At 61.5% G+C, this 20239-nt stretch carries 19 protein-coding genes; 4 read left to right on the top strand and 15 right to left on the bottom strand.

What is annotated here, in order from left to right:
• The 11 genes from hutG to hutC all read right to left on the bottom strand — a co-directional run bounded on the left by hutG (position 1) and on the right by hutC (position 13136).
• The gene (hutG, locus tag K3819_RS01795) at positions 1-804 is read right to left on the bottom strand and encodes an N-formylglutamate deformylase (protein ID WP_221398518.1); all 804 of its coding nucleotides are present in this window, start codon (positions 802-804) and stop codon (positions 1-3) included.
• Between the two features lie 10 nt (positions 805-814).
• Positions 815-2020, bottom strand: a complete 1206-nt coding sequence (hutI, locus tag K3819_RS01790) for an imidazolonepropionase (RefSeq protein ID WP_221398517.1) — start codon at positions 2018-2020, stop codon at positions 815-817.
• Positions 2021-2077: 57 nt separating this feature from the next.
• Entirely contained in the window at positions 2078-3610 is a 1533-nt protein-coding gene (gene hutH, locus K3819_RS01785; RefSeq protein WP_221398516.1) for a histidine ammonia-lyase, read from the bottom strand.
• Positions 3611-3728: 118 nt separating this feature from the next.
• A complete protein-coding gene (gene hutH, locus K3819_RS01780) occupies positions 3729-5252 on the bottom strand; it encodes a histidine ammonia-lyase (protein WP_221398515.1) in 1524 nt (507 codons plus the stop codon).
• A 72-nt stretch (positions 5253-5324) separates the two neighbouring features.
• Positions 5325-6155 (bottom strand): glycine betaine/L-proline ABC transporter ATP-binding protein, encoded by an 831-nt coding sequence (locus K3819_RS01775; protein WP_011332047.1) that lies wholly within the window; start codon positions 6153-6155, stop codon positions 5325-5327.
• Complete coding sequence (locus tag K3819_RS01770) at positions 6152-7003, bottom strand: proline/glycine betaine ABC transporter permease (protein WP_007952475.1); 852 nt, start codon at positions 7001-7003, stop codon at positions 6152-6154. Before K3819_RS01770 ends, K3819_RS01775 begins: the two co-directional genes overlap by 4 nt.
• 84 nt (positions 7004-7087) lie before the next feature.
• Positions 7088-8056: an ABC transporter substrate-binding protein gene (locus K3819_RS01765; protein ID WP_085611155.1), complete on the bottom strand. Its 969-nt coding sequence runs from the start codon at positions 8054-8056 to the stop codon at positions 7088-7090.
• A 70-nt stretch (positions 8057-8126) separates the two neighbouring features.
• Positions 8127-9599, bottom strand: coding sequence for a cytosine permease (locus K3819_RS01760; RefSeq protein WP_221398514.1), 1473 nt, complete (start codon positions 9597-9599; stop codon positions 8127-8129).
• A gap of 144 nt (positions 9600-9743) precedes the next feature.
• Entirely contained in the window at positions 9744-11426 is a 1683-nt protein-coding gene (gene hutU, locus K3819_RS01755) for a urocanate hydratase (RefSeq protein ID WP_039764719.1), read from the bottom strand.
• A gap of 420 nt (positions 11427-11846) precedes the next feature.
• Entirely contained in the window at positions 11847-12416 is a 570-nt protein-coding gene (locus K3819_RS01750) for a HutD family protein (protein ID WP_085611158.1), read from the bottom strand.
• Between the two features lie 9 nt (positions 12417-12425).
• Entirely contained in the window at positions 12426-13136 is a 711-nt protein-coding gene (gene hutC / locus K3819_RS01745) for a histidine utilization repressor (RefSeq protein WP_170844914.1), read from the bottom strand.
• Positions 13137-13281: 145 nt separating this feature from the next.
• On the opposite strand from hutC, the gene K3819_RS01740 reads away from it, so the two are divergent.
• The gene (locus K3819_RS01740) at positions 13282-14646 is read left to right on the top strand and encodes a formimidoylglutamate deiminase (RefSeq protein ID WP_221398513.1); all 1365 of its coding nucleotides are present in this window, start codon (positions 13282-13284) and stop codon (positions 14644-14646) included.
• 48 nt (positions 14647-14694) lie between these two features.
• On the opposite strand, the gene K3819_RS01735 is transcribed toward K3819_RS01740, so the two are convergent.
• Positions 14695-15264 carry a lipocalin family protein gene (locus K3819_RS01735; RefSeq protein ID WP_064592853.1) on the bottom strand — a complete coding sequence of 190 codons (570 nt, stop codon included), beginning with the start codon at positions 15262-15264 and terminating at the stop codon, positions 14695-14697.
• A 31-nt stretch (positions 15265-15295) separates the two neighbouring features.
• Positions 15296-15550 (bottom strand): hypothetical protein, encoded by a 255-nt coding sequence (locus K3819_RS01730; protein WP_016772095.1) that lies wholly within the window; start codon positions 15548-15550, stop codon positions 15296-15298.
• A gap of 282 nt (positions 15551-15832) precedes the next feature.
• Here K3819_RS01730 and K3819_RS01725 point away from each other — a divergent pair, with 282 nt between their 5' ends.
• From K3819_RS01725 to K3819_RS01715, 3 genes are all read left to right on the top strand, one after another.
• A complete protein-coding gene (locus tag K3819_RS01725; protein WP_221398512.1) occupies positions 15833-17725 on the top strand; it encodes a methyl-accepting chemotaxis protein in 1893 nt (630 codons plus the stop codon).
• 131 nt (positions 17726-17856) lie between these two features.
• Entirely contained in the window at positions 17857-18129 is a 273-nt protein-coding gene (locus K3819_RS01720; protein ID WP_039764708.1) for a type II toxin-antitoxin system Phd/YefM family antitoxin, read from the top strand.
• The gene (locus K3819_RS01715; protein ID WP_039764706.1) at positions 18126-18458 is read left to right on the top strand and encodes a type II toxin-antitoxin system RelE/ParE family toxin; all 333 of its coding nucleotides are present in this window, start codon (positions 18126-18128) and stop codon (positions 18456-18458) included. Before K3819_RS01720 ends, K3819_RS01715 begins: the two co-directional genes overlap by 4 nt.
• Positions 18459-18471: 13 nt before the next feature.
• Here K3819_RS01715 and K3819_RS01710 read toward each other — a convergent pair whose 3' ends face one another.
• Entirely contained in the window at positions 18472-19074 is a 603-nt protein-coding gene (locus K3819_RS01710) for a DUF924 family protein (protein WP_221398511.1), read from the bottom strand.
• A 3-nt stretch (positions 19075-19077) separates the two neighbouring features.
• Positions 19078-20088 carry a class 1 fructose-bisphosphatase gene (locus K3819_RS01705; RefSeq protein WP_007952492.1) on the bottom strand — a complete coding sequence of 337 codons (1011 nt, stop codon included), beginning with the start codon at positions 20086-20088 and terminating at the stop codon, positions 19078-19080.
• Between the last annotated feature and the right edge of the window lie 151 nt (positions 20089-20239).

Raw genomic sequence — 20239 nt, 5'->3', positions numbered from 1 at the left:
TTATGCGGTATAGCGGGATTTGCCCCAGGCAAGCAGCCCTTGCAGCAATTCCTTCAGCACCACCCGCGTCGGCTCCGCCAGATCGGCGCGGTAGCGGAACGGTTCGAACTCTTCCATGTAGGTGCACTGGCCCAGCTCCAGTTGCACGGCGTGGATGTTTTCCGCCGGGTTGCCGTAGTGACGGGTGATGTGGCCGCCCTTGAAGCGTCCGTTCAGCACATGGCTGTAATCGCCATGGCGGGCGCAGATCGCTTCCAGTTGCGTGGCCAACTGCGGATCGCAACTGGCGCCGTTGAAAGTGCCGAGATTGAAGTCCGGCAGCTTGCCATCGAACAGGTGCGGGATGATCGAGCGGATCGAATGCGCATCGAACAGCAGTGCGTAACCGAACTCGGCTTTTAGCCGCGCCAGCTCTTCCCGCAAGGTGCGGTGATACGGCGTCCAGATCTGCTCCAGGTACGTGGCACGCTCTTCTTTCGACGGTTCCTGGCCTGCCTTGAACAACGGAATGCCATCGAACAGCGTCGCCGGGTACAGTCCGGTGGTGGCGCCGGCGTACAGCGGTTTGTCGTCGGACGGCCGGTTCAGGTCGATGACGAATCGCGAGTACTCGGCCGCCAGGGTGCTGGCGCCCAGTTCGGCGGCGAAATCGTAGAGCTGCGGAATGTGCCAGTCGGTGTCCGGCAGGCTTTTCGCGTCCGGGATCAACCCGGCCTCGACCGCCGGGGTCAGGCGCACACCGGCGTGGGGCATGCTGATCAGCAGCGGCACGCGACCTTGTTTGAAGTTCAGAACCTTATCCACAACCGCTCTCCTACAGACTTGATTCAACGCCGTGACGCACGACGCGTTTGTCCAGTTCACCACCCAGCCAGTACGCCAGGTCCGCCGGGCGGTCGATCTGCCAGGCGACAAAATCGGCGACCTTGCCGACTTCCAGCGAACCGTGGGTCTCGGCCATGCCCAAGGCTTGCGCCGCGTGAATCGTGGCGCCGGCCAATGCCTCTTCCGGAGTCATGCGGAAACAGGTGCAGGCCATGTTCAGCATCAGGCGCAACGACAGCGCCGGCGAGGTGCCGGGGTTGAGGTCGCTGGCGATGGCGATTTTCACCTTGTGTTTGCGCAGGGCGTCCATCGGCGGCAACCGGGTTTCGCGCAGGAAGTAGAACGCGCCCGGCAACAACACCGCGACGGTGTCGGACTCGGCCATGGCGATGGCGTCGGCTTCGTCCATGAACTCCAGGTGATCGGCAGAAAGTGCGTGGTAGCGCGCAGCGAGGCTGGAGCCGTGCAGCGACGACAATTGCTCGGCGTGCAGCTTCACCGGCAGACCGAGTTTTTGCGCGGCGATGAACACCCGCTCGACTTGTTCCGGGGAGAACGCCAGGTATTCGCAGAACGCATCCACCGCATCGACCAGGCCTTCGGCGGCCAGCGCGGGCAGCATCTCGGCGCAGATGTGATCGATGTAATCGTCGGCGCGATCCTGGTATTCCGGCGGCAAGGCATGGGCGGCCAGGCAGGTGCTGCGCACGCTGATCGGTAGCTCGGCGGCGAGGCGACTGATGACCCGCAAAATCTTGCGCTCGCTGGCCAGATCGAGGCCGTAGCCGGATTTCATTTCGACCGTGGTCACGCCGTCGCGCATCAGGCTTTTCAGGCGTTTGGCGGCGCTGGCGAACAGCTCGTCTTCCGAGGCTTCGCGCGTGGCCCGCACAGTGCTGGCGATGCCGCCGCCGGCCGCTGCGATCTCGGCGTAGCTGACGCCTTGCAGGCGCTTCTCGAATTCGCCGCTGCGGTTGCCGCCGAACACAGTGTGGGTGTGGCAGTCGATCAGGCCGGGAGTGACCCACGCGCCTTGCAGGTCATTGACCGCCGGGTATTCGCCTGACGGCAATTGGCTGCGCGGGCCGATCCACTCGATGAGTGCACCGGACGTCACGATGGCCGCATCCTCGATGATCGAGTAGATGCCTTGCGCCATGGTTGCGACGTGGCAGTGTTGCCAGAGGGTTTTCATCCCAAGTCCTCGTCTTGCGATCGTTCCCACGCTCTGCGTGGGAACGATCAGTGGTGGTTAAAGGCTCGGCAGCAGTTTCGCCGGAACCAGCTCAGTCAGCACCCGCGAAGCCAGCAGTTCGGTCGCCGCATTGATGTCCGGCGCAAAGAAGCGGTCCTTCTCGTAGAACGGCACTTCGCGACGCAGAATCCCGCGGGCCTGCTCCAGTTTGGTCGAGGTCTTCAGGCCGTTGCGCAGGTCCAGGCCCTGCACCGCCGCCAGCCATTCCACCGCAAGAATCCCGCGCGTGTTCTCGGCCATTTCCCACAGGCGCTTGCCGGCAGCCGGGGCCATCGACACGTGGTCTTCCTGGTTGGCAGAAGTCGGCAGACTGTCCACCGAATGCGGATGGGACAGCGCCTTGTTTTCGCTGGCCAGGGCCGCAGCGGTCACCTGGGCGATCATGAAGCCGGAATTCACGCCTCCGTTGGCGACGAGGAACGGCGGCAGCTGCGACATGTGCTTGTCCATCATCAACGAGATGCGGCGCTCGCTCAGGGAACCGATTTCGGCAATGGCCAGCGCCATGTTGTCAGCGGCCATGGCGACGGGCTCGGCGTGGAAGTTGCCGCCGGAAATCACGTCGCCTTCGGCCGCGAACACCAGCGGGTTGTCAGACACGGCGTTGGCTTCGATGGCCAGCACTTCGGCGGCCTGGCGGAACTGGGTCAGGCACGCGCCCATGACTTGCGGCTGGCAACGCAGCGAGTACGGATCCTGCACCTTCTCGCAGTTCTGGTGCGAGTCGGAGACTTCGCTGCGCTCGCCCAGCAGATCGCGGTAAGCGGCAGCGGCGTCGATCTGGCCTTTCTGGCCACGGGCAGCGTGGATGCGTGCGTCGAACGGCGAACGCGAACCGAGCACCGCCTCCACCGTCAGACCGCCCAGCGCCAGCGCGCCGGCGAACAGGTCTTCACCTTCGAACAGGCCGCGCAGCGCGAATGCGGTGGAAACCTGAGTACCGTTGAGCAGCGCCAGACCTTCTTTCGCCGCCAGCGTCAGCGGGGTCAGACCGGCGGCTTTCAGCGCTTCGGTCGCTTCCATCCACTCGCCCTTGTAGCGCGCCTTGCCCTCGCCCAGCAGCACCAGCGACATGTGCGCCAGCGGTGCCAGGTCGCCGGAGGCACCGACCGAACCTTTCAACGGAATGTGCGGATAGACCTCGGCGTTGATCAACGCGATCAGCGCATCGATCACCACGCGACGGATGCCGGAGAAACCACGGCTGAGGCTGTTGACCTTGAGCACCATGATCAGGCGCACCAGCTCATCGCTGATCGGCTGGCCGACACCGGCGGCGTGGGACAGCACCAGCGAACGCTGGAGGTTTTCCAGGTCTTCGCTGGCGATGCGGGTCGAGGCCAGCAGGCCGAAACCGGTGTTGATGCCGTAGGCGGTGCGATTTTCCGCAAGGATCTGCTCGACGCAGGCCACGCTGGCCTCGATCTGCGCGCTGGCGCTGTTGTCGAGGGTCAGCTTGACCGGGTTCTGATAAACGTCACGCAGTTGGGCCAGGCTCAGTTGGCCGGGGATCAGGTTCAGCGCAGTCATTTAAATGCTCCTTTTGAGGCATTGTTATTAACTACCAGTCGCTCCGGAGCATTCCGTTATCCGTCGCCTCTCGTCTTTTGGACGATCCGCGCCTTGGCACGCTGGTATGGGTAGTTTTTCAGTGCAAATTCGGTAATGCGTTGTGCAGCAGATCCGGGTCTTTCAGAACGCTTGCGGCAGCGGCGATATCCGGCGCCAGCCAGCGGTCCTGATCGTAGGCCGGGACCTTTTCGCGCAGCAGTCGCCAGGCGGTATCGGTGCCCGCGCCGAAGCGTTGCTCCTTGAGGAATTCAAACGCTTGGGCCGCCAGCAGGTATTCGATGGCGAGGATCTGCGTGCAGTTTTCCAGCGCGCGGTGCAGCTTCAGCGCGGCGTTGGTGCCCATGCTCAAGTGATCTTCCTGCAGGCCCGAAGTGACGTAATTGTCGAGCACCGCCGGTTGCGCCAACTGGCGGTTTTCCGCGCACAGCGACGCGGCGACGTATTGCACGATCATCATCCCGGAGTTCACCCCCGGATTGGCCACCAGAAACGCCGGCAGACCGCTGACGTGCGGGTTGATCAGACGATCCAGACGCCGCTCGGCAATCGAGCCGATTTCGGCCATTGCAATGGCCAGCAAATCCGTCGCCAGCGCTACCGATTGCCCGTGCGGGTTGGCCTGGGACATCACCCGGAAGTCGTCCGGCGTGCCCAGCAGCAACGGGTTGTCGGTGCAGCCATTGAGTTCGGTTTCGATCTGTTTGATCGCGTGTTCCAGTTGATCGCGGGCGGCGCCGTGCACCTGCGGGATCGAGCGGATGCTCAAGGCATCCTGGGTGCGAATGCCTTTGCTCGCGGCGATCACTTCGCTGCCATCGAGCAAGGCGCGCAGATTGACGCCGACCTGCTGCATGCCCGGATGCGGTTTGAGCGCAATGATTTCGGCATCGAACGCGGCGATCTGGCCGCGCTGGGCTTCGAAACTCATGGCGCCGATCACGTCGGCCCACTGCAGCAGACGCGTGGCGTCGGCAATCGCCAGGCAACCGAGACCGGTCATGCACGGCGTACCGTTGACCAGGCACAGACCGTCCTTCGCCCCGAGCTGCACCGGTTGCAGGCCCTCTTCGGCCAGCGCCTGCTGTGCAGACACGATCTGCCCGCGATAGCTGACATTGCCCACGCCCAGCAGCGCGATGCCGATGTGCGCCATGTGGGTCAGGTAACCCACCGAACCCTGGGACGGTACTTGCGGGGTGATACCGCGATTGAGCAGCGCCAGCAGCGCTTCGACCACCCGGCGATGAATGCCGGATTTGCCGTGGCTGTAGTTGCGGATCGCAGCGCACAGGATGGCGCGGGTCTGCTCATCGGCCAGCACCGGACCGACGCCGCAGGCATGGCTGAGCAAGGTGTTGCGCGACAGCTGGCTGAGCTGTTCGTCTTTCAGTGAAACGTTGCACAGCGCACCGAGCCCGGTGTTCACGCCGTAGGCGCGTTCGCCGCTGACAACAATGCGCTGGACGATGCCCTGCGCGTTTTCAATGCGCGCCCAGGTCTGGGCCGACAGCTCGAGCTGCGCGCCATGACGAGCGACTGCGACCACATCCTGCCAACGCATCGGGGCGTCGGCGATAACGATTTTTTCAGCCTGGGACATCTAAAACCTCATCCGAACATTGATGCAGCTTTGCCGACGCTTTCGGGGCCGGCCCAGCCAACACAAATCTGTTTAAACCACCGCCGCCCGCCGCTGCACGAAGCGGTCGACATACTCGTCCGCCGGCGAATGCAGGATCTCTTTCGGCGTACCGACCTGGATCAGGCGGCCGTCCTTGAGGATCGCGATGCGGTTGCCGATGCGCACGGCCTCGTCGAGGTCGTGGGTGATGAAGACGATGGTCTTGTGCAGGGTTTTTTGCAGCTCCAGCAACTGGTCCTGCATCTCGGCGCGGATCAGCGGATCCAGCGCGCTGAACGCTTCGTCCATCAGGATGATGTCGGTGTCCGCCGCCAATGCCCGGGCCAGACCTACACGCTGGCGCATGCCGCCGGAGAGCTGGTGCGGGTATTTGTTTTCGTAGCCCTTTAGGCCCACGGTGTTGATCCAGTGCAGCGCGCGCTCGGCGCACAGTTGCTTGCTCTCGCCGCGCACTTTCAGGCCGTAGGCGACGTTGTCGAGCACGGTCTTGTGCGGCAGCAGACCGAAGCTCTGGAACACCATGCTGATCTTGTGCCGGCGAAATTCGCGCAAGGCGTCCATGTCGTATTGCAGGATGTCCACGCCATCCACCAGGATCGCGCCGCTGGTCGGGTCGATCAGACGGTTGAAGTGGCGCACCAGGGTCGATTTGCCGGAGCCGGACAGGCCCATGATCACGAAGATCTCGCCGGTGCCGATGCTCAGGGACAAGTCGTTGACCCCGACCACGCAACCGGTTTCGTTCAGCACCTGATCCTTGGTCTTGCCCTGGCCGACCATCGCCAGAGCGTCCTTGGCGCGGTTGCCGAAAATCTTGAAGACGTTTTTGACTTCGATCTTGCTCACGGTTGCGTTGCTCATTTGCTCACCTCATGCCGTGGCCGACCATACGCCTGGGTAATGCGGTCGATGACCACTGCGAGAATCACGATCGCCAGACCGGCCTCGAGACCGCGTCCGACGTTAAGGGTCTGAATGCCCACCAGCACATCTTCACCCAAGCCACGGGCGCCGATCATCGAGGCGATTACCACCATCGACAGGGCCATCATGGTGGTCTGGTTGATCCCGGCCATGATGCTCGGCAGGGCCAGCGGCAGTTGCACGCCGAACAGTTGCTGCCAGCGGTTGGCACCGAAGGCGTTGATCGCTTCCATCACTTCGCCGTCGACCTGGCGGATGCCCAGATCGGTCAGACGGATCAGCGGCGGCGCGGCGTAGATCACGGTGGCGAAAATCGCCGGCACCTTGCCCAGGCCGAACAGCATCAGCACCGGAATCAGGTACACGAAGCTCGGCATGGTCTGCATGATGTCGAGCAGCGGCATCAGCACCGAACGCAGGCGATTGCTGCGCGCCGAGAGAATCCCCAGCGGTACGCCGATCAGCACCGAAATGACCGTCGCCACCATCATCAGCGCGAGGGTCTGCATCAACTTGTCCCACAGACCGACGGCGCCGACCAGGAACAACAGACCGACGATCACGGCGGTGGTCACGACTTTGCGCGTTGCGTGCCAGGCCACGACGCCGACGATGGCCAGCATCAACCACCACGGTGCGGCGCGCAGCAGGCCTTCAAGATTGACGATGGCCCACAGCAGGGTGTCGGAGATGTGGCGGAACACATCGCCATAGTTGGTGACCAGCGCATCGACCCAACCGTTGACCCAGTCGGCGATGGAAAAGGTAAAGCTTTCGGGAAACATAAGCGGCTCTCAATCAGGAAACTCAATCAAGCGATTGCGGCGAACACCCCGGCCAGCCTCTCGGTTGGCCGGGAGGAATTCGACCTACAGCGCCGCGTCGATTTTCTTGGCAGCGTCTTCACTGACCCACGCATGCCAGACCTCAGGATGTTCCTTGAGGAAGATTTTCGCCAGTTTTGGCGACTCGATACGTTCCTTCGCCATGCGGCCCAGGTTCTGGTTCAGCAGGTCGATCGGCAGGTTGACCTTTTCCAGCACGGCCACCAGCTCCGGCGCTTGTTCGTGGAAGGTCTTGGACAGACCGACCTTGATGGTCACGGTCTTGTCGACGCCCGGTTTCTCTTCCAGTTTGACTGCGTCGATCTGGCCCATCAGCGGGGTTGGCGTCCAGTAGTAGAACAGGATCGGCTCGCCACGTTTGTAGCTCGACAGCACGGCCGCATCCAACGCCGGACCAGTGCCCGGGCGGAAGTTGGTGTAGCTGTTTTCCAGGCCGTAGCTTTTCAGCATTTCGCTGTTGTCCAGCTCGCAGGTCCAGCCGGCCGGGCAGTTGTAGAAGCGGCCCTTGGACGGTTCTTCGGCGTCCTTGAAGACGGCGGCGTATTTGCCCAGATCGGCGATGTTTTTCAGGTCCGGTGCCTTCGCTTCGATCTTGCGCTTGGCATCGCCTTCGATCACGTAGCGCGGCACGTACCAGCCTTCCACCGCACCGACCACCGGCGCGCCGACACCGACGACCTTGCCGGCCTTCTCGGCCTTGTTCCAGACCTCGCTGCGGCCGACCCATTCTTCGGCGAAGATCTGGATGTCGTTGCTGCTCAGGGCGTTTTCCATGGTGATGGAGTTGCCCGGCAGGCTGTCGGTCTTGCAGTCGTAACCTTTTTCCAGCACCACTTGCAGAAGGTCGGTCAGCAGCATGCCGCTTTCCCAGTTCAGGCCGGCGAATTTCACCGGTTTGCCGGACTCGCACCAGCCGGCGGCCTGGGTCGCGCCGGCGCTGGCCAGCAGGCCCATGGAAAGCAATGTGGTCAGCAGGGTCTTGTTCGATTTCATTGTTGTGACGCTCCTAATCATGAATTGGCTTACGGCAGTCAAGAGGCATCCAGCCCTGTCCACGTCCAAATCAGGCCTGCGCCGCAGCGCGACCGGCCCCGCTTGTTTTAGGTTGTACAACGCTGTCCTGCTCGACGGGCAGAATCAGTTGATCGGGTACGGTGCCGTGCCATTTTTTCGCGCAGACGTAATACAGCGCTGCGGGCAGCACGAGACCGATGATCCAGGAAATATCCACATCCCCCAGGGCCGCTACCAATGGACCGGTATAGAACTTGGTGGAAATGAACGGCAGTTGCACCAGCACCCCGAACACGTAAACGCTGATACCGAGGATGTTCCAGCGGCCGTAGCGACCGTTCGGATCCGCCAGCGCCGGTACGTCGTAGCGCTCGCGGGTAATGCAGTAGTAGTCCACCAGATTGATCGCGCTCCACGGCGTGAAGAACGCCAGCAGGAACAGGATGAAGGACTTGAACGCACCGAGGAACGAGTGCTGGCCGAGCAGCGCGATCAGGGTCGCCGCGCCGACGATCCCCAGCACGAACACCAGACGCTGCATCCGGGTAACCATCAGGTGACCACGGAAGCCGCTGATGATGGTCGCGATGCACATGAAGCTGCCGTAGGAGTTCAGGGTGGAGATGGTGACCTTGCCGAACGCGATGCTGAAATACAGCAGCGCGGCGGTGGCACCGGTCCCGCCCAGACCGACGATGTAGGCGACTTCATGACCGGCGAATTGCCCGTTGGCCGAAGCGGCCGCGAACACACCGAGGATCATCGCCACCTGCGCACCAATCACCGAACCGGCACCGGCGGCGAAAAAGGTTTTCACCGAAGACACCTTGCTCGGCAGGTAACGCGAGTAGTCCGCCACGTACGGGCCGAAAGCGATCTGCCAGGAGGCCGCGAGCGACACCGCCAGCAGGAAACTGCTCCAGCTGAAGTGGCGGATTTCCAGAAGTGCGCCGACGTCCACCTGACTCATCAGACGGCTGAACAGGTACACGAAAGCGATCACGCCAATGACACTGGCGATGCGGCCGATCCAGTGGATCACCCGATAGCCGAGCACCGTGACCACGACGATGACGCTGGCGAAAAGCAGGATGCCGACGGTGTCGCTGACCCCGAACAACTGGCCCAGCGCCTGACCGGACAGCACGGTCCCGGTGGCGGTGAAGCCCAGGTACATCAGGCACACCAGCACGATCGGAATCGCCGCCCCGTAGACGCCGAACTGCACCCGGCTGGAAATCATCTGCGGCAGGCCAAGCTTCGGCCCTTGCGCCGCGTGCAGCGCCATCACCCCGCCGCCCAGCAGTTGACCGATCAGCAGACCGATCAACGACCAGAACACATCGCCGCCCAGCACCACGGCCAGGGCCCCGGTGACAATCGCGGTGATTTGCAGGTTGGCACCCATCCACAGGGTGAACTGACTGAACAGACGACCGTGTCTTTCCGCTTCCGGGATGTAGTCGATCGAACGCCTTTCGATCAACGGTTTACTGCCTGCACGATCGGTGTTGCCCGCCATGATTCAACCTCTGTGGATTGTTCTGGATTTTGCTGTTTTGGTTCCTGTGGGAGTGAGCCTGCTCGCGATGAGGGCGGTTCATGCAACATTTTCGTTGACTGACAAACCGCTATCGCGAGCAGGCTCGCTCCTACAGGGCAAGCACTACTTGCCGGTGATCATCGGCAGGTTCAGCCCTTGTTCCTTGGCGCAGTCGATGGCGATCTGGTAACCGGCATCGGCGTGACGCATGACGCCGGTGCCCGGGTCGTTGTGCAGCACGCGAGCGATACGCTCGGCCGCTTCGTCAGTACCGTCGCAGACAATCACCATGCCCGAGTGCTGGGAGAAGCCCATGCCGACGCCACCGCCGTGGTGCAGGGACACCCAGGTCGCACCGCTCGCGGTGTTCAACAGAGCATTCAGCAGTGGCCAGTCGGAAACGGCATCGGAGCCGTCCTGCATCGATTCGGTTTCACGGTTCGGGCTGGAAACCGAGCCGGAGTCGAGGTGGTCGCGACCGATCACGATCGGTGCCGACAGCTCGCCGCTGCGCACCATTTCGTTGAACGCCAGACCGAGCTTGGCGCGCAGGCCCAGGCCGACCCAGCAGATACGCGCCGGCAGACCCTGGAAGCTGATGCGCTCACGGGCCATGTCCAGCCAGTTGTGCAGGTGGGCGTCGTCCGGGATCAGTTCCTTGACCTTGGCGTCGGTCTTGTAGATGTCCTGCGGATCACCCGACAGCGCAGCCCAGCGGAACGGGCCGATGCCACGGCAGAACAGCGGACGGATGTAGGCCGGTACGAAGCCTGGGAAATCGAATGCGTTTTCGACGCCTTCTTCCTGAGCCATCTGACGGATGTTGTTGCCGTAGTCGAAAGTCGGCACGCCCATCTTCTGGAAGTCGAGCATGGCTTTGACGTGGACGGCCATCGATTGCTTGGCGGCCTTGACCACAGCGGCCGGCTCGGTCTTGGCGCGGGCGCGGTATTCGTCCCAGGTCCAGCCGGCCGGCAGGTAACCGTTGAGCGGGTCGTGGGCGCTGGTCTGGTCGGTGACCATGTCCGGGCGCACGCCGCGCTTGACCAGTTCCGGAAGGATTTCAGCGGCGTTGCCGCACAGGGCGATGGAAACCGCCTTGCCTTCGGAAGTGTATTTGGCGATGCGGGCCAGCGCGTCGTCGAGGTCTTTGGCCTGCTCGTCGACGTAGCGGGTCTTGAGGCGGAAATCGATGCTGATCTGCTGGCATTCGATGTTCAGCGAGCAGGCACCGGCGAGGGTTGCGGCCAGTGGCTGGGCACCGCCCATGCCGCCGAGGCCGGCGGTCAGGACCCACTTGCCGGTGAGGTTGTCGTTGTAGTGCTGGCGACCGGCTTCAACGAAGGTTTCGTAGGTGCCCTGGACGATGCCCTGGCTGCCGATGTAGATCCAGCTGCCGGCGGTCATCTGGCCGTACATGGCCAGGCCTTTGGCGTCGAGTTCGTTGAAGTGTTCCCAGGTCGCCCAGTGCGGCACCAGGTTGGAGTTGGCGATCAGTACGCGCGGGGCGTTGCTGTGGGTCTTGAACACGCCGACCGGCTTGCCCGATTGCACCAGCAGGGTTTCGTCTTCGTTGAGGTTGGTGAGGCTCTCGACGATCTTGTCGTAGCACTCCCAGTTACGCGCAGCGCGACCGATGCCACCGTAGACCACCAGCTCTTTCGGGTTCTCGGCGACTTCCGGGTCGAGGTTGTTCATCAACATGCGCAGCGGCGCTTCGGTCAGCCAGCTCTTGGCGGTCAGCTTGTTGCCGCGGGCGGCACGGATTTCGACGTCACGAAACTTAGTGGTTTTGTTGTCAGTCACGAAAAAGACTCCTCAGCGATCTATTCAAACCAACCCTGGCAGTGGGCAAGCAGCCTGTGCGCCTCAGTGCGCGACAAGCGAATCAGTGGACGCTGCGGAGAGTCTCGATCGACTCATACGCATACGTCTTTACTTGTACATACAAGCATATGCAATCAAGCGGCCAACTTGTTGGAGGGCTGTTCAATAAAAATTCCGAACAGGGCTGCAGAGCGCCTGAATCAAGGGCTCTGGCGTCCATGAAATTTTTCGCGGGGTGGATTGAGGGTGACGAGAGGTTGTTACGGAAGCGTGGTTCTGCGCCACGCTGGGGCGTTCGGTAACAAGTTGGTGCGCATTTCGGGAACGTCGGGACGAAAAAAAACCGCTGCTTTCAAAGCAGCGGTTTTTGATCGTTTCCCACGAAGAGCGTGTGAAGGATCAGCGCGGGGACAGTTCGATCACGCAGCAGCCGGCATTGACGGCGATCTCGGTCAGCCCGGTGTTACCGTCCAGTTGCAGACAGTCATGGCGGCCGAGTTGCGACGCACTGTCACCGACCGTGACCTCCAGCAATTCGCTGACGCTGAAGACCAGCACGGTGCTCGCCGAACTGAAAAACCGCTGTTCGCCGTCCAGCCATTGCAGGCGTGCGCTATAACGCTGGGGCGAGTAGATCAGGTTGAAGTCACGGATCGCGCCGCCGAGCAAGGTGCAGGACACCTGGCTTTCGCCGCTGAAGGCAAACGGGTCGAGGGGTAACAACGGTTGGGTATCGTCGCCGTCGACACACAGGGTCATGCCGTCGCCCTGCAACACCGTGATGACCCGCTGGTAACCGGCGAAGGTCGAAAAGCCGCCGGATTCGGCGATGTCGGCAATCGACAGACGCCAGCCAAAACCGTCGAGGCCGGCGCCGGCGTCACGGGTGATTTCCTCGGTGCTGCCGCCGCCGTTTTTCCACGGCATGCGCGGGTAGCCTTCGGCGCGTAAAACCTTCAAACCATTCATTTATGCTCTCTATTTATGGAACCGTCCTTCCAGACGATGACGGGAACCGGGGTGAATCAGGCGTGCCGCCGTGACCGGCTGACGGCCCGACCAGGTACGACGGCGGATCAGCAGGCACGGCTCGCCTTTTTCGATCTGCAGCAATTTGCATTCGGACGCTTCGGCAAGAATCGCTTCGACCACGTGCTCACCTTCGGTCAGCGGCGCGACCTGGTTCAGGTAGGCGTAAGGCGTTTGCAGGGTGAAGTCCTGCTTGAGGTATTCCGGGGCGACCAACGCATTGACGAAGCGGTCTTCGATTTGCACAGGAATATCGTTTTCGTAGTGCACGATCAGCGAGTGAAAGACCTTTTGCCCTTCGCGCATATCCAGCGCCAGCGCGCGCTCGGAGCCGGCGGCCTCTTCTTCCAGGGTGATCACCTGGCAGGTGTGGCGATGGCCACGGGAGGCGATTTCGTCGGCGATGTTGTGCACCTCGAACAGCGCGGACTGGCTCTTCGGTTCGGCGACAAACGTGCCGACGCCTTGCATGCGTACCAGCAGACCGTCGGCGGTCATTTCCCGCAGTGCGCGGTTGATGGTCATGCGGCTGAAACCCAGCTGGCTGACCAGCTCGCTTTCCGACGGCACGCGGTAATGCGGCGGCCAGTTACCGCTGTCGATCTGCTGGGTGATCATCTGTTTGACGCGGGCGTACAAGGGCGCCGGACTGTCGCCCATGTTCGCGGCCAACGGGGAGACTGGAGGCGGAGTCGGCACGGTGGATCCCTGTTCATTGGTGAAAGTGGCTAGCTTGCCGGAGTTTACCGGGCAGGCAAACGTCTGTATATGTATATACAAATAACACACGATGGGGTGCTGAACCATGTCCGCCTTCTTTGCCGAACGCGCGCTGCTGCCTAACGGATGGGCCAACAATGTACGTCTCGAGGTCAGCGCCGATGGCGTGTTGACCCGAATCCAGGCCGATTCCACTGCAGACGGCGCCGAACGACTGAGCGGTCCGCTGCTGCCGGGGATGCCGAATCTGCACTCCCACGCGTTCCAGCGAGCGATGGCGGGACTGGCGGAAGTGGCCGGCAATCCCAACGACAGTTTCTGGACCTGGCGCGATCTGATGTATCGGCTCGTCGGAAAAATCAGCCCCGACCAGCTCGGTGTGATCGCCCGTCAGCTGTACATCGAAATGCTCAAGGCCGGTTACACCTCGGTCGCCGAATTCCATTACGTCCACCACGATAACAACGGCCAGCCTTACGCCGATCCGGCCGAGCTGGCCCTGCGTATCAGCCAGGCGGCCAGCTCGGCCGGCATCGGTCTGACGTTACTTCCCGTGCTCTACAGCCACAGCGGTTTCGGCGGCCAGACGCCGAACGAAGGCCAGCGCCGCTTCATCAACAGCACCGAAAGTTACCTGAAGCTGCAATCGCGTCTGCAACCGTTGCTGGCACAGCAAAAGGCGCAGTCGCTGGGCTTGTGCTTCCACTCGTTGCGCGCGGTCACGCCGCAGCAGATCAGCGAAGTGCTGGCGGCCAGCAACCAGCAATGCCCGGTGCACATCCACATCGCCGAACAGCAGAAGGAAGTCGACGACTGCCTGAGCTGGAGCGGACGTCGCCCGCTGCAATGGCTGTACGAAAACACCGAAGTCGATCAGCGCTGGTGCCTGGTCCACGCGACCCACGCCAATCCGGAAGAAGTCACGCTGATGGCCAAGAGTCGCGCCATCGCCGGCCTGTGCCTGACCACCGAGGCCAACCTCGGCGACGGGATTTTTCCGGCGGTGGATTTCCTCGCTCAGGGCGGGCGCATGGGCATCGGCTCCGACAGCCATGTGTCGTTGAGCGTGGTGGAAGAACTGCGCTGGCTGGAATACGGCCAGCGCCTGCGCGATCAGCGGCGCAATCGCTTGTATGGCGCGGATCAGCCGATGGTCGGCCGCACGTTGTATGACGCGGCGCTGGATGGAGGTGCTCAGGCGCTGGGCCAGCCGATCGGTGCGCTGGAGGTCGGCAAGCGTGCCGACTGGATTGTGCTCGATGGCAGCGATCCGTATCTGGCCACGGCCAGCGGTGACGGGATTCTCAATCGCTGGCTGTTTGCCGGCGGCGACCGTCAGGTGCGCGATGTGCTGGTCAATGGTCAGTGGGTCGTGCGGGAGGGGCGCCATGCCGGGGAAGAGGACAGCAATCGCGCCTTCACCCAGGTTCTGCGGGAGCTTTTGGGCTGACATAAAAAAACCTGTGGAGGGCGACCTCCACAGGTTTTTTGTTGCGCGTCAGTTGGACGTCTTGGCCATCTGCTGATCCGACGCCCGCCAGATCAGGCGCGTGGTGTCGTAACCCTGCTGACGCGCCTTGCTCAGCAGTTCCTCACGCACCACACCGTTGACGGTCGGCGTGCGGGACAACAACCACAGGTAACGACGACTCGGGTCGCCCACGAGCGCGGTCTTGTAGTCATCGCTGACGTACAGCACCCAGTATTGACCCTTCGCCACACCTGGAATCAGGCGCGAGAACCAGGTATCGAACTCGACCCACAGCTTGTCGGTCTTGCCCGGCACCTGTGGATAAGCCGTGCCTTTGACCTCTTCCCACTTCCAGTCTGCCGTCAGACAGCGGTTGTACACCGCGATATTGCCGTCGGGCTTGAGCGAGTAACGGGCTTCTGATTGCGCGCAATTGCGCTGGAAATACATCGGCAGACGCGCCAGCTCGTACCAGGTGCCTTGGTAACGCTTGAGATTGACACTGTTGACCGTCTTCGGCGCCAGCGGATCTTCACCGGATGTGGCGCAGCCAGCCAATACCAGGCCGGCCAAAAGGACAAGCAATAACCGCTTCATTGTTTTTCTCCCGTGGGCGCGTGGCCCCGGTTTACTTCAGGCCTTGGCCGGAAAACATCAGCACTTTGTCACCGGCGTACTGCACGCTGATAAAGCTGTTCTTGTCGCCCCAGGTGCAACTGGACATGCCCAGCGCGCCCGAGCAATCGGTGGGCTTGCCAAGCAGCGTCTCGACTTCGGACTTGGCCATGCCGGCCGAGAGCTTCGAATAGTTTTCCTGATTGACCTTGCTGCATGCGGCCAACAGCACGCAAAACGACAGCAGGGCGATAGATCGCAGCGACATGGTGTAACTCCTGGAGCGGAAGGGGGATGGCATGGCGCCAACCAGAAGCTTAGAAGAGAAAACCCCCGTCTGGTTCCCTGGCAGACCGGCTATTTGTTCGCCCGCTCGTCCGGCATTCATCGGTAAATCAGACACTTTGTGGGGCTATTGAGCATTTCGTCGACTTTCACAAAAGCCGCCTAATCTTTGGCGCGCCGCGGTCGAAATAAGAGCAGCGCAAAGCCCGATAGTGTGGCAAATTGCCGCCCTTTGTTGACCAGCCCCTTCGCGGTAGCTCTCTTAATGACCAGAAACATGAAGTTCAGCCACAAGATCTTGTTGGCTGCCGCCCTCGTGGTGGCCGTTGCATTCGCCTGTTTCATTTTTTTCAACGACTATCGCCAGCGCGAAGCCCTGCAAAGCAGCACCGAAGCGTCGATGCAGGAACTGGGCAGCCTGACCACCAGCAACATCCAGACCTGGCTGGAAAGCCGCATCCAGTTGCTGCAATCGATGGCGCAACAGGTTGTCGCCGACGGCAACGCCCCGGCCAGCCTGAAACGCATCATCGACCTGCCCGCCTACACCGGCAATTTCCAGCTCAGCTACTTCGGTGGCGCCGACGGCGTGATGTTCTCGGTCCCGGCCGGCAACCGCGCGCCGGATTACGACCCGCGCGCCCGTGGCTGGTACAAGGCCGCCAACGCTGCGCAACAGACCATCGTCACCGAACCGTACATCGCCGCCTCGTCGGGCAAACTGGTCATCACGGTCGCCACCCCGGTGCAGCGCCAGGGCCAGATGATCGGTGTGGCCGGCGCCGACATTGATCTGTCCAGCGTCAGCGCGATCATCAACTCGCTGAACTTCGGCGGCCACGGTCACGCGTTCATCGTCAGCGCCGACGGCAAAATCCTGATCCACCCGGACAGCAAGCTGGTGCTCAAGACCCTCGCCGAGGCCTATCCCAACGGTGCGCCGAAAGTCAGCCCGGGTCTGAAAGAAGTCGAGTTCGACGGCAAGACCCAACTGATCTCCTTCACCCGCGTCAACGGCGTGCCGTCGGCCGACTGGTACGTCGCGCTGGTGCTGGACAAGGACACCGCGTTCTCGATGCTCAGCGAATTCCGCACCTCGGCGCTGATCGCCATGGTCATTGCCGTAGTGATCATCATCGCCCTGCTCGGCATGCTGATCCGCGTCCTGATGCAGCCGCTGCTGACCATGGGCCGTGCCATGCACGACATCGCCGAAGGCGAAGGTGACCTGACCAAACGCCTGACCATCCACGGTCACGATGAATTCGGTGCGCTGGGGCTGTCGTTCAACCGTTTCGTCGAGCGCATCCACACCTCGATCCGCGAAGTCTCCTCGGCCACCGGCCAGGTCAACGAAGTCGCGCTGCGCGTGGTCGCGGCGTCGAACTCGTCGATGTTCAACTCCGACCAGCAGGCCTCGCGCACCAACAGCGTGGCCGCCGCGATCAACCAGCTCGGCGCCGCCGCCCAGGAAATCGCCCAGAACGCCGCCCTCGCCTCGCAGCACTCCAGTGATGCACGCAGCCTGGCCGAAGACGGCCAGCAGGTGGTGGATAAAACCATCCACGCGATGCAGCAGCTGTCGGCGAAGATCAGCGACTCCTGCGGCAACATCGAAACCCTGAACAGCAACACCGTGAACATCGGGCAGATTCTGGAAGTGATCACCAGCATCTCCCAGCAGACCAACCTGCTGGCGCTCAACGCCGCGATCGAAGCGGCCCGTGCCGGTGAGGCCGGTCGTGGTTTCGCGGTGGTCGCCGACGAAGTCCGCAACCTGGCGCACCGCACCCAGGATTCGGCGCAGCAAGTGCAGAAGATGATCGAAGAGCTGCAAGTCGGCGCGCGTCAGGCGGTCGGCATCATGACCGAGAGCCAGCGCGAGAGCGAAAGCAGCGTCGGCATCGCCAACCAGGCCGGCGAACGCCTGGGCAGCGTGACCCAGCGCATCGGCGAGATCGACGGCATGAACCAGTCGGTGGCGACGGCGACGGAAGAGCAGACGGCGGTGGTCGAGTCGATCAACGTTGATATCAACGAGATCAACACGCTGAACCAGGAAGGTGTGGAGAACTTGCAGGCGACGTTGCGGGCTTGTGCGGATCTGGAGCAGCAGGCGGCGCGGTTGAAGCAGTTGGTTGGCAGCTTCCGGATCTGAGTCGTTCGAAGCCTTCTTCGCGCTTGAACCCGCGAAGACGGAACAACGCTAGACACGCTTGTCACCTCGGACTGACTCAGGACTGAATTAAGACTAAACTCAGTCCTAGTCCACTCAGCGAGGCGCAGCCCGTGAAGCTTTCATCCCAGATCAAACCCATCAGCTACCTGAAAAGCCATACCGCCGAAATCGTCAAAACGATTAGCGAAAGCCGTGAGCCGCTGGTGATTACCCAGAACGGCGAAGCGAAGCTTGTAGTCATGGACGTCAAAAGTTTTGAAGAGCAGGAAGAAACAATGGCTCTGCTCAAACTGCTTGCCATGGGAAATCGAGAAATTGAGGAAGGCAAGTACAGGGACGTTGAAGACGTTTTCGCAGAGTTGGACAGGATCGACCCCCAATGAGTTTGAAGGTCGTTATTCTTCAGTCCGCCGAAACAGATCTCAAAGATCTTCGCACCTACCTCATCAAACAGTTCTCACCTCAAACCTGGCATAGCACTTATGCCAGCTTGAAGATCGCTATTCGCAGTCTCGCATCCTTACCCTATTCAGGTTCCATTCCCGAAGAAATAGAAAGGCTGAACCTTGGTCAATATCGACAAGTCATCTCTGGCTTGAATCGCATCATTTATGAAGTCCGAGAGCAAACCATCTATATCCATATCATCGCCGATACGAGAAAAAACCTGCCTGCACTCTTGATGAAGCGTTTGCTTCAAGGCAATCCGTGAGTCTGATGCAGCTTCAGAAACTCGACCCCGGCTGCGAAAGAAACTCCAGCTCCTCAACCGTAGACTCCCGCCCCAACACCACATTGCGATGCGGAAACCGTCCAAACCGCGCAATCACCTTCTGATGCCGCTCGGCATAATCCAGGTTGTCGGCAAACACCCCACGCTCCGCTTCCGGCTGTTCAGCCACCAGTTCGATGAATCGCGAGACCGCTTCATTCTGCACCGCGAGGTTTTCGCAGTGTTCGAAGACGAGGTAGATGAAGAGTCGCTGGATCGGTTTCAACTGCCGATCGAAGTCTGCGGCAATCCCCTGAGCCACCAGTTTCTGTGCCCGTAGATCACCGGAAAAAGCCTTGGGTGTGTCGCGAAAGATCATTCGCGGGAGTTGGTCGAGCAGCAGCACCAGCGCCAGCCAACCTTCGGGATGTTGCGTCCACTCGGTCAATTCGCCAGCGAGGGCCTGATCGACAAAGACCCCGAAACGCTCACGCGCTTCGAGGTCCTGGCTGTCTTTCTTGCCGAACCACAACTTGCCCTGTTGCGCCGAAACTTCAGTGGCTGATTCGGCATGACCGAACCACCAATCGAGCAACGGCAGCCAGGGCGCGTTCATGGTTTATTCCTTGTGGTAAGCCGTGGCGCGGGCGACTTCTTCTTTCGAGCCGAGGAACACCGCTACACGCTGGTGCAGGCCTTCAGGCTTGATGTCGAGAATGCGCTGGTGGCCGTCGGTGGAAGCGCCGCCCGCCTGTTCCACCAGGAACGACATCGGGTTGGCTTCGTACATCAGGCGCAGTTTGCCCGGCTTGGACGGCTCGCGGCTGTCGCGCGGGTACATGAACAGACCGCCACGGGTCAGGATGCGGTGTACGTCGGCAACCATCGCCGCGACCCAACGCATGTTGTAGTTCTTTTTCAGCGGACCTTCTTCACCGGCCAGCAGTTCCGAAACGTAACGCTGTACCGGAGCTTCCCAGTGACGCTGGTTGGACATGTTGATGGCGAATTCCTGGGTGGATTCAGGAATGGTGATGTCTTCGTGAGTCAGGACGAAGCTGCCCATTTCGCGGTCCAGGGTGAAGCCTTTGACGCCGTGGCCCAGGGTCAGCACCAGCATGGTTTGCGGGCCGTAGATCGCATAACCGGCGGCAACCTGCTGAGTGCCTGGCTGCAGGAAGGCCTTTTCATCCAGCGCTTCGTTCTGGCTCAGGTATTCGTTCGGGCAACGCAGCACGGAGAAGATAGTGCCGACCGGGGCGTTGATGTCGATGTTCGACGAACCGTCCAGCGGGTCGAATACCAGCAGGTAGGCGCCTTTCGGGTATTTGCCCGGGATCTGGTAGGCATTGTCCATTTCTTCGGACGCCATGCCGGCCAGGTGACCGCCCCACTCGTTGGCTTCGAGCAGGATTTCGTTCGACAGCACGTCGAGCTTCTTCTGCACTTCGCCTTGCACGTTTTCCGTGCCCATGCTGCCCAGAACACCGCCCAGGGCGCCTTTGGACACGGCGTGGCTGATCTCTTTACAGGCGCGCGCCACCACTTCGATCAGGAAACGCAGATCGGCAGGAGTGTTGTTGCTGCGGGTCTGCTCAATCAAATAGCGACTCAGGGTAACGCGGGACATGGACGGCTCCGGTGGAATGGGGGGCTAAAAACCCGCGCAGTTTACAGGGAGTCTGAAACCGTAGCGAGCAATGACGCCGGTAACGTGCGTCGGGGGCAATTCCTGCTATCAGACGTGATCGAACCGAGAGAGTTCAGGCACCGGATTCAGC

It is taken from the genome of Pseudomonas sp. 3-2 (assembly GCF_019710535.1).
In the GTDB taxonomy this organism is placed as follows: domain Bacteria; phylum Pseudomonadota; class Gammaproteobacteria; order Pseudomonadales; family Pseudomonadaceae; genus Aquipseudomonas; species Aquipseudomonas pharyngis.
The sequence above is the reverse complement of the archived record's forward strand: the minus strand, read 5'-3'. Positions and strand labels throughout refer to the sequence as shown.

Coding starts and splice junctions, on each gene's coding strand:
- hutI (WP_221398517.1), bottom strand. CDS start 2,020: ATGAAAACCCTCTGGCAACACTGCCACGTCGCAACCATGGCGCAAGGC.
- hutH (WP_221398516.1), bottom strand. CDS start 3,610: ATGACTGCGCTGAACCTGATCCCCGGCCAACTGAGCCTGGCCCAACTG.
- hutH (WP_221398515.1), bottom strand. CDS start 5,252: ATGTCCCAGGCTGAAAAAATCGTTATCGCCGACGCCCCGATGCGTTGG.
- K3819_RS01775 (WP_011332047.1), bottom strand. CDS start 6,155: ATGAGCAACGCAACCGTGAGCAAGATCGAAGTCAAAAACGTCTTCAAG.
- K3819_RS01770 (WP_007952475.1), bottom strand. CDS start 7,003: ATGTTTCCCGAAAGCTTTACCTTTTCCATCGCCGACTGGGTCAACGGT.
- K3819_RS01765 (WP_085611155.1), bottom strand. CDS start 8,056: ATGAAATCGAACAAGACCCTGCTGACCACATTGCTTTCCATGGGCCTG.
- K3819_RS01760 (WP_221398514.1), bottom strand. CDS start 9,599: ATGGCGGGCAACACCGATCGTGCAGGCAGTAAACCGTTGATCGAAAGG.
- K3819_RS01750 (WP_085611158.1), bottom strand. CDS start 12,416: ATGAATGGTTTGAAGGTTTTACGCGCCGAAGGCTACCCGCGCATGCCG.
- hutC (WP_170844914.1), bottom strand. CDS start 13,136: ATGGGCGACAGTCCGGCGCCCTTGTACGCCCGCGTCAAACAGATGATC.
- K3819_RS01740 (WP_221398513.1), top strand. CDS start 13,282: ATGTCCGCCTTCTTTGCCGAACGCGCGCTGCTGCCTAACGGATGGGCC.
- K3819_RS01735 (WP_064592853.1), bottom strand. CDS start 15,264: ATGAAGCGGTTATTGCTTGTCCTTTTGGCCGGCCTGGTATTGGCTGGC.
- K3819_RS01730 (WP_016772095.1), bottom strand. CDS start 15,550: ATGTCGCTGCGATCTATCGCCCTGCTGTCGTTTTGCGTGCTGTTGGCC.
- K3819_RS01725 (WP_221398512.1), top strand. CDS start 15,833: ATGACCAGAAACATGAAGTTCAGCCACAAGATCTTGTTGGCTGCCGCC.
- K3819_RS01715 (WP_039764706.1), top strand. CDS start 18,126: ATGAGTTTGAAGGTCGTTATTCTTCAGTCCGCCGAAACAGATCTCAAA.
- K3819_RS01710 (WP_221398511.1), bottom strand. CDS start 19,074: ATGAACGCGCCCTGGCTGCCGTTGCTCGATTGGTGGTTCGGTCATGCC.
- K3819_RS01705 (WP_007952492.1), bottom strand. CDS start 20,088: ATGTCCCGCGTTACCCTGAGTCGCTATTTGATTGAGCAGACCCGCAGC.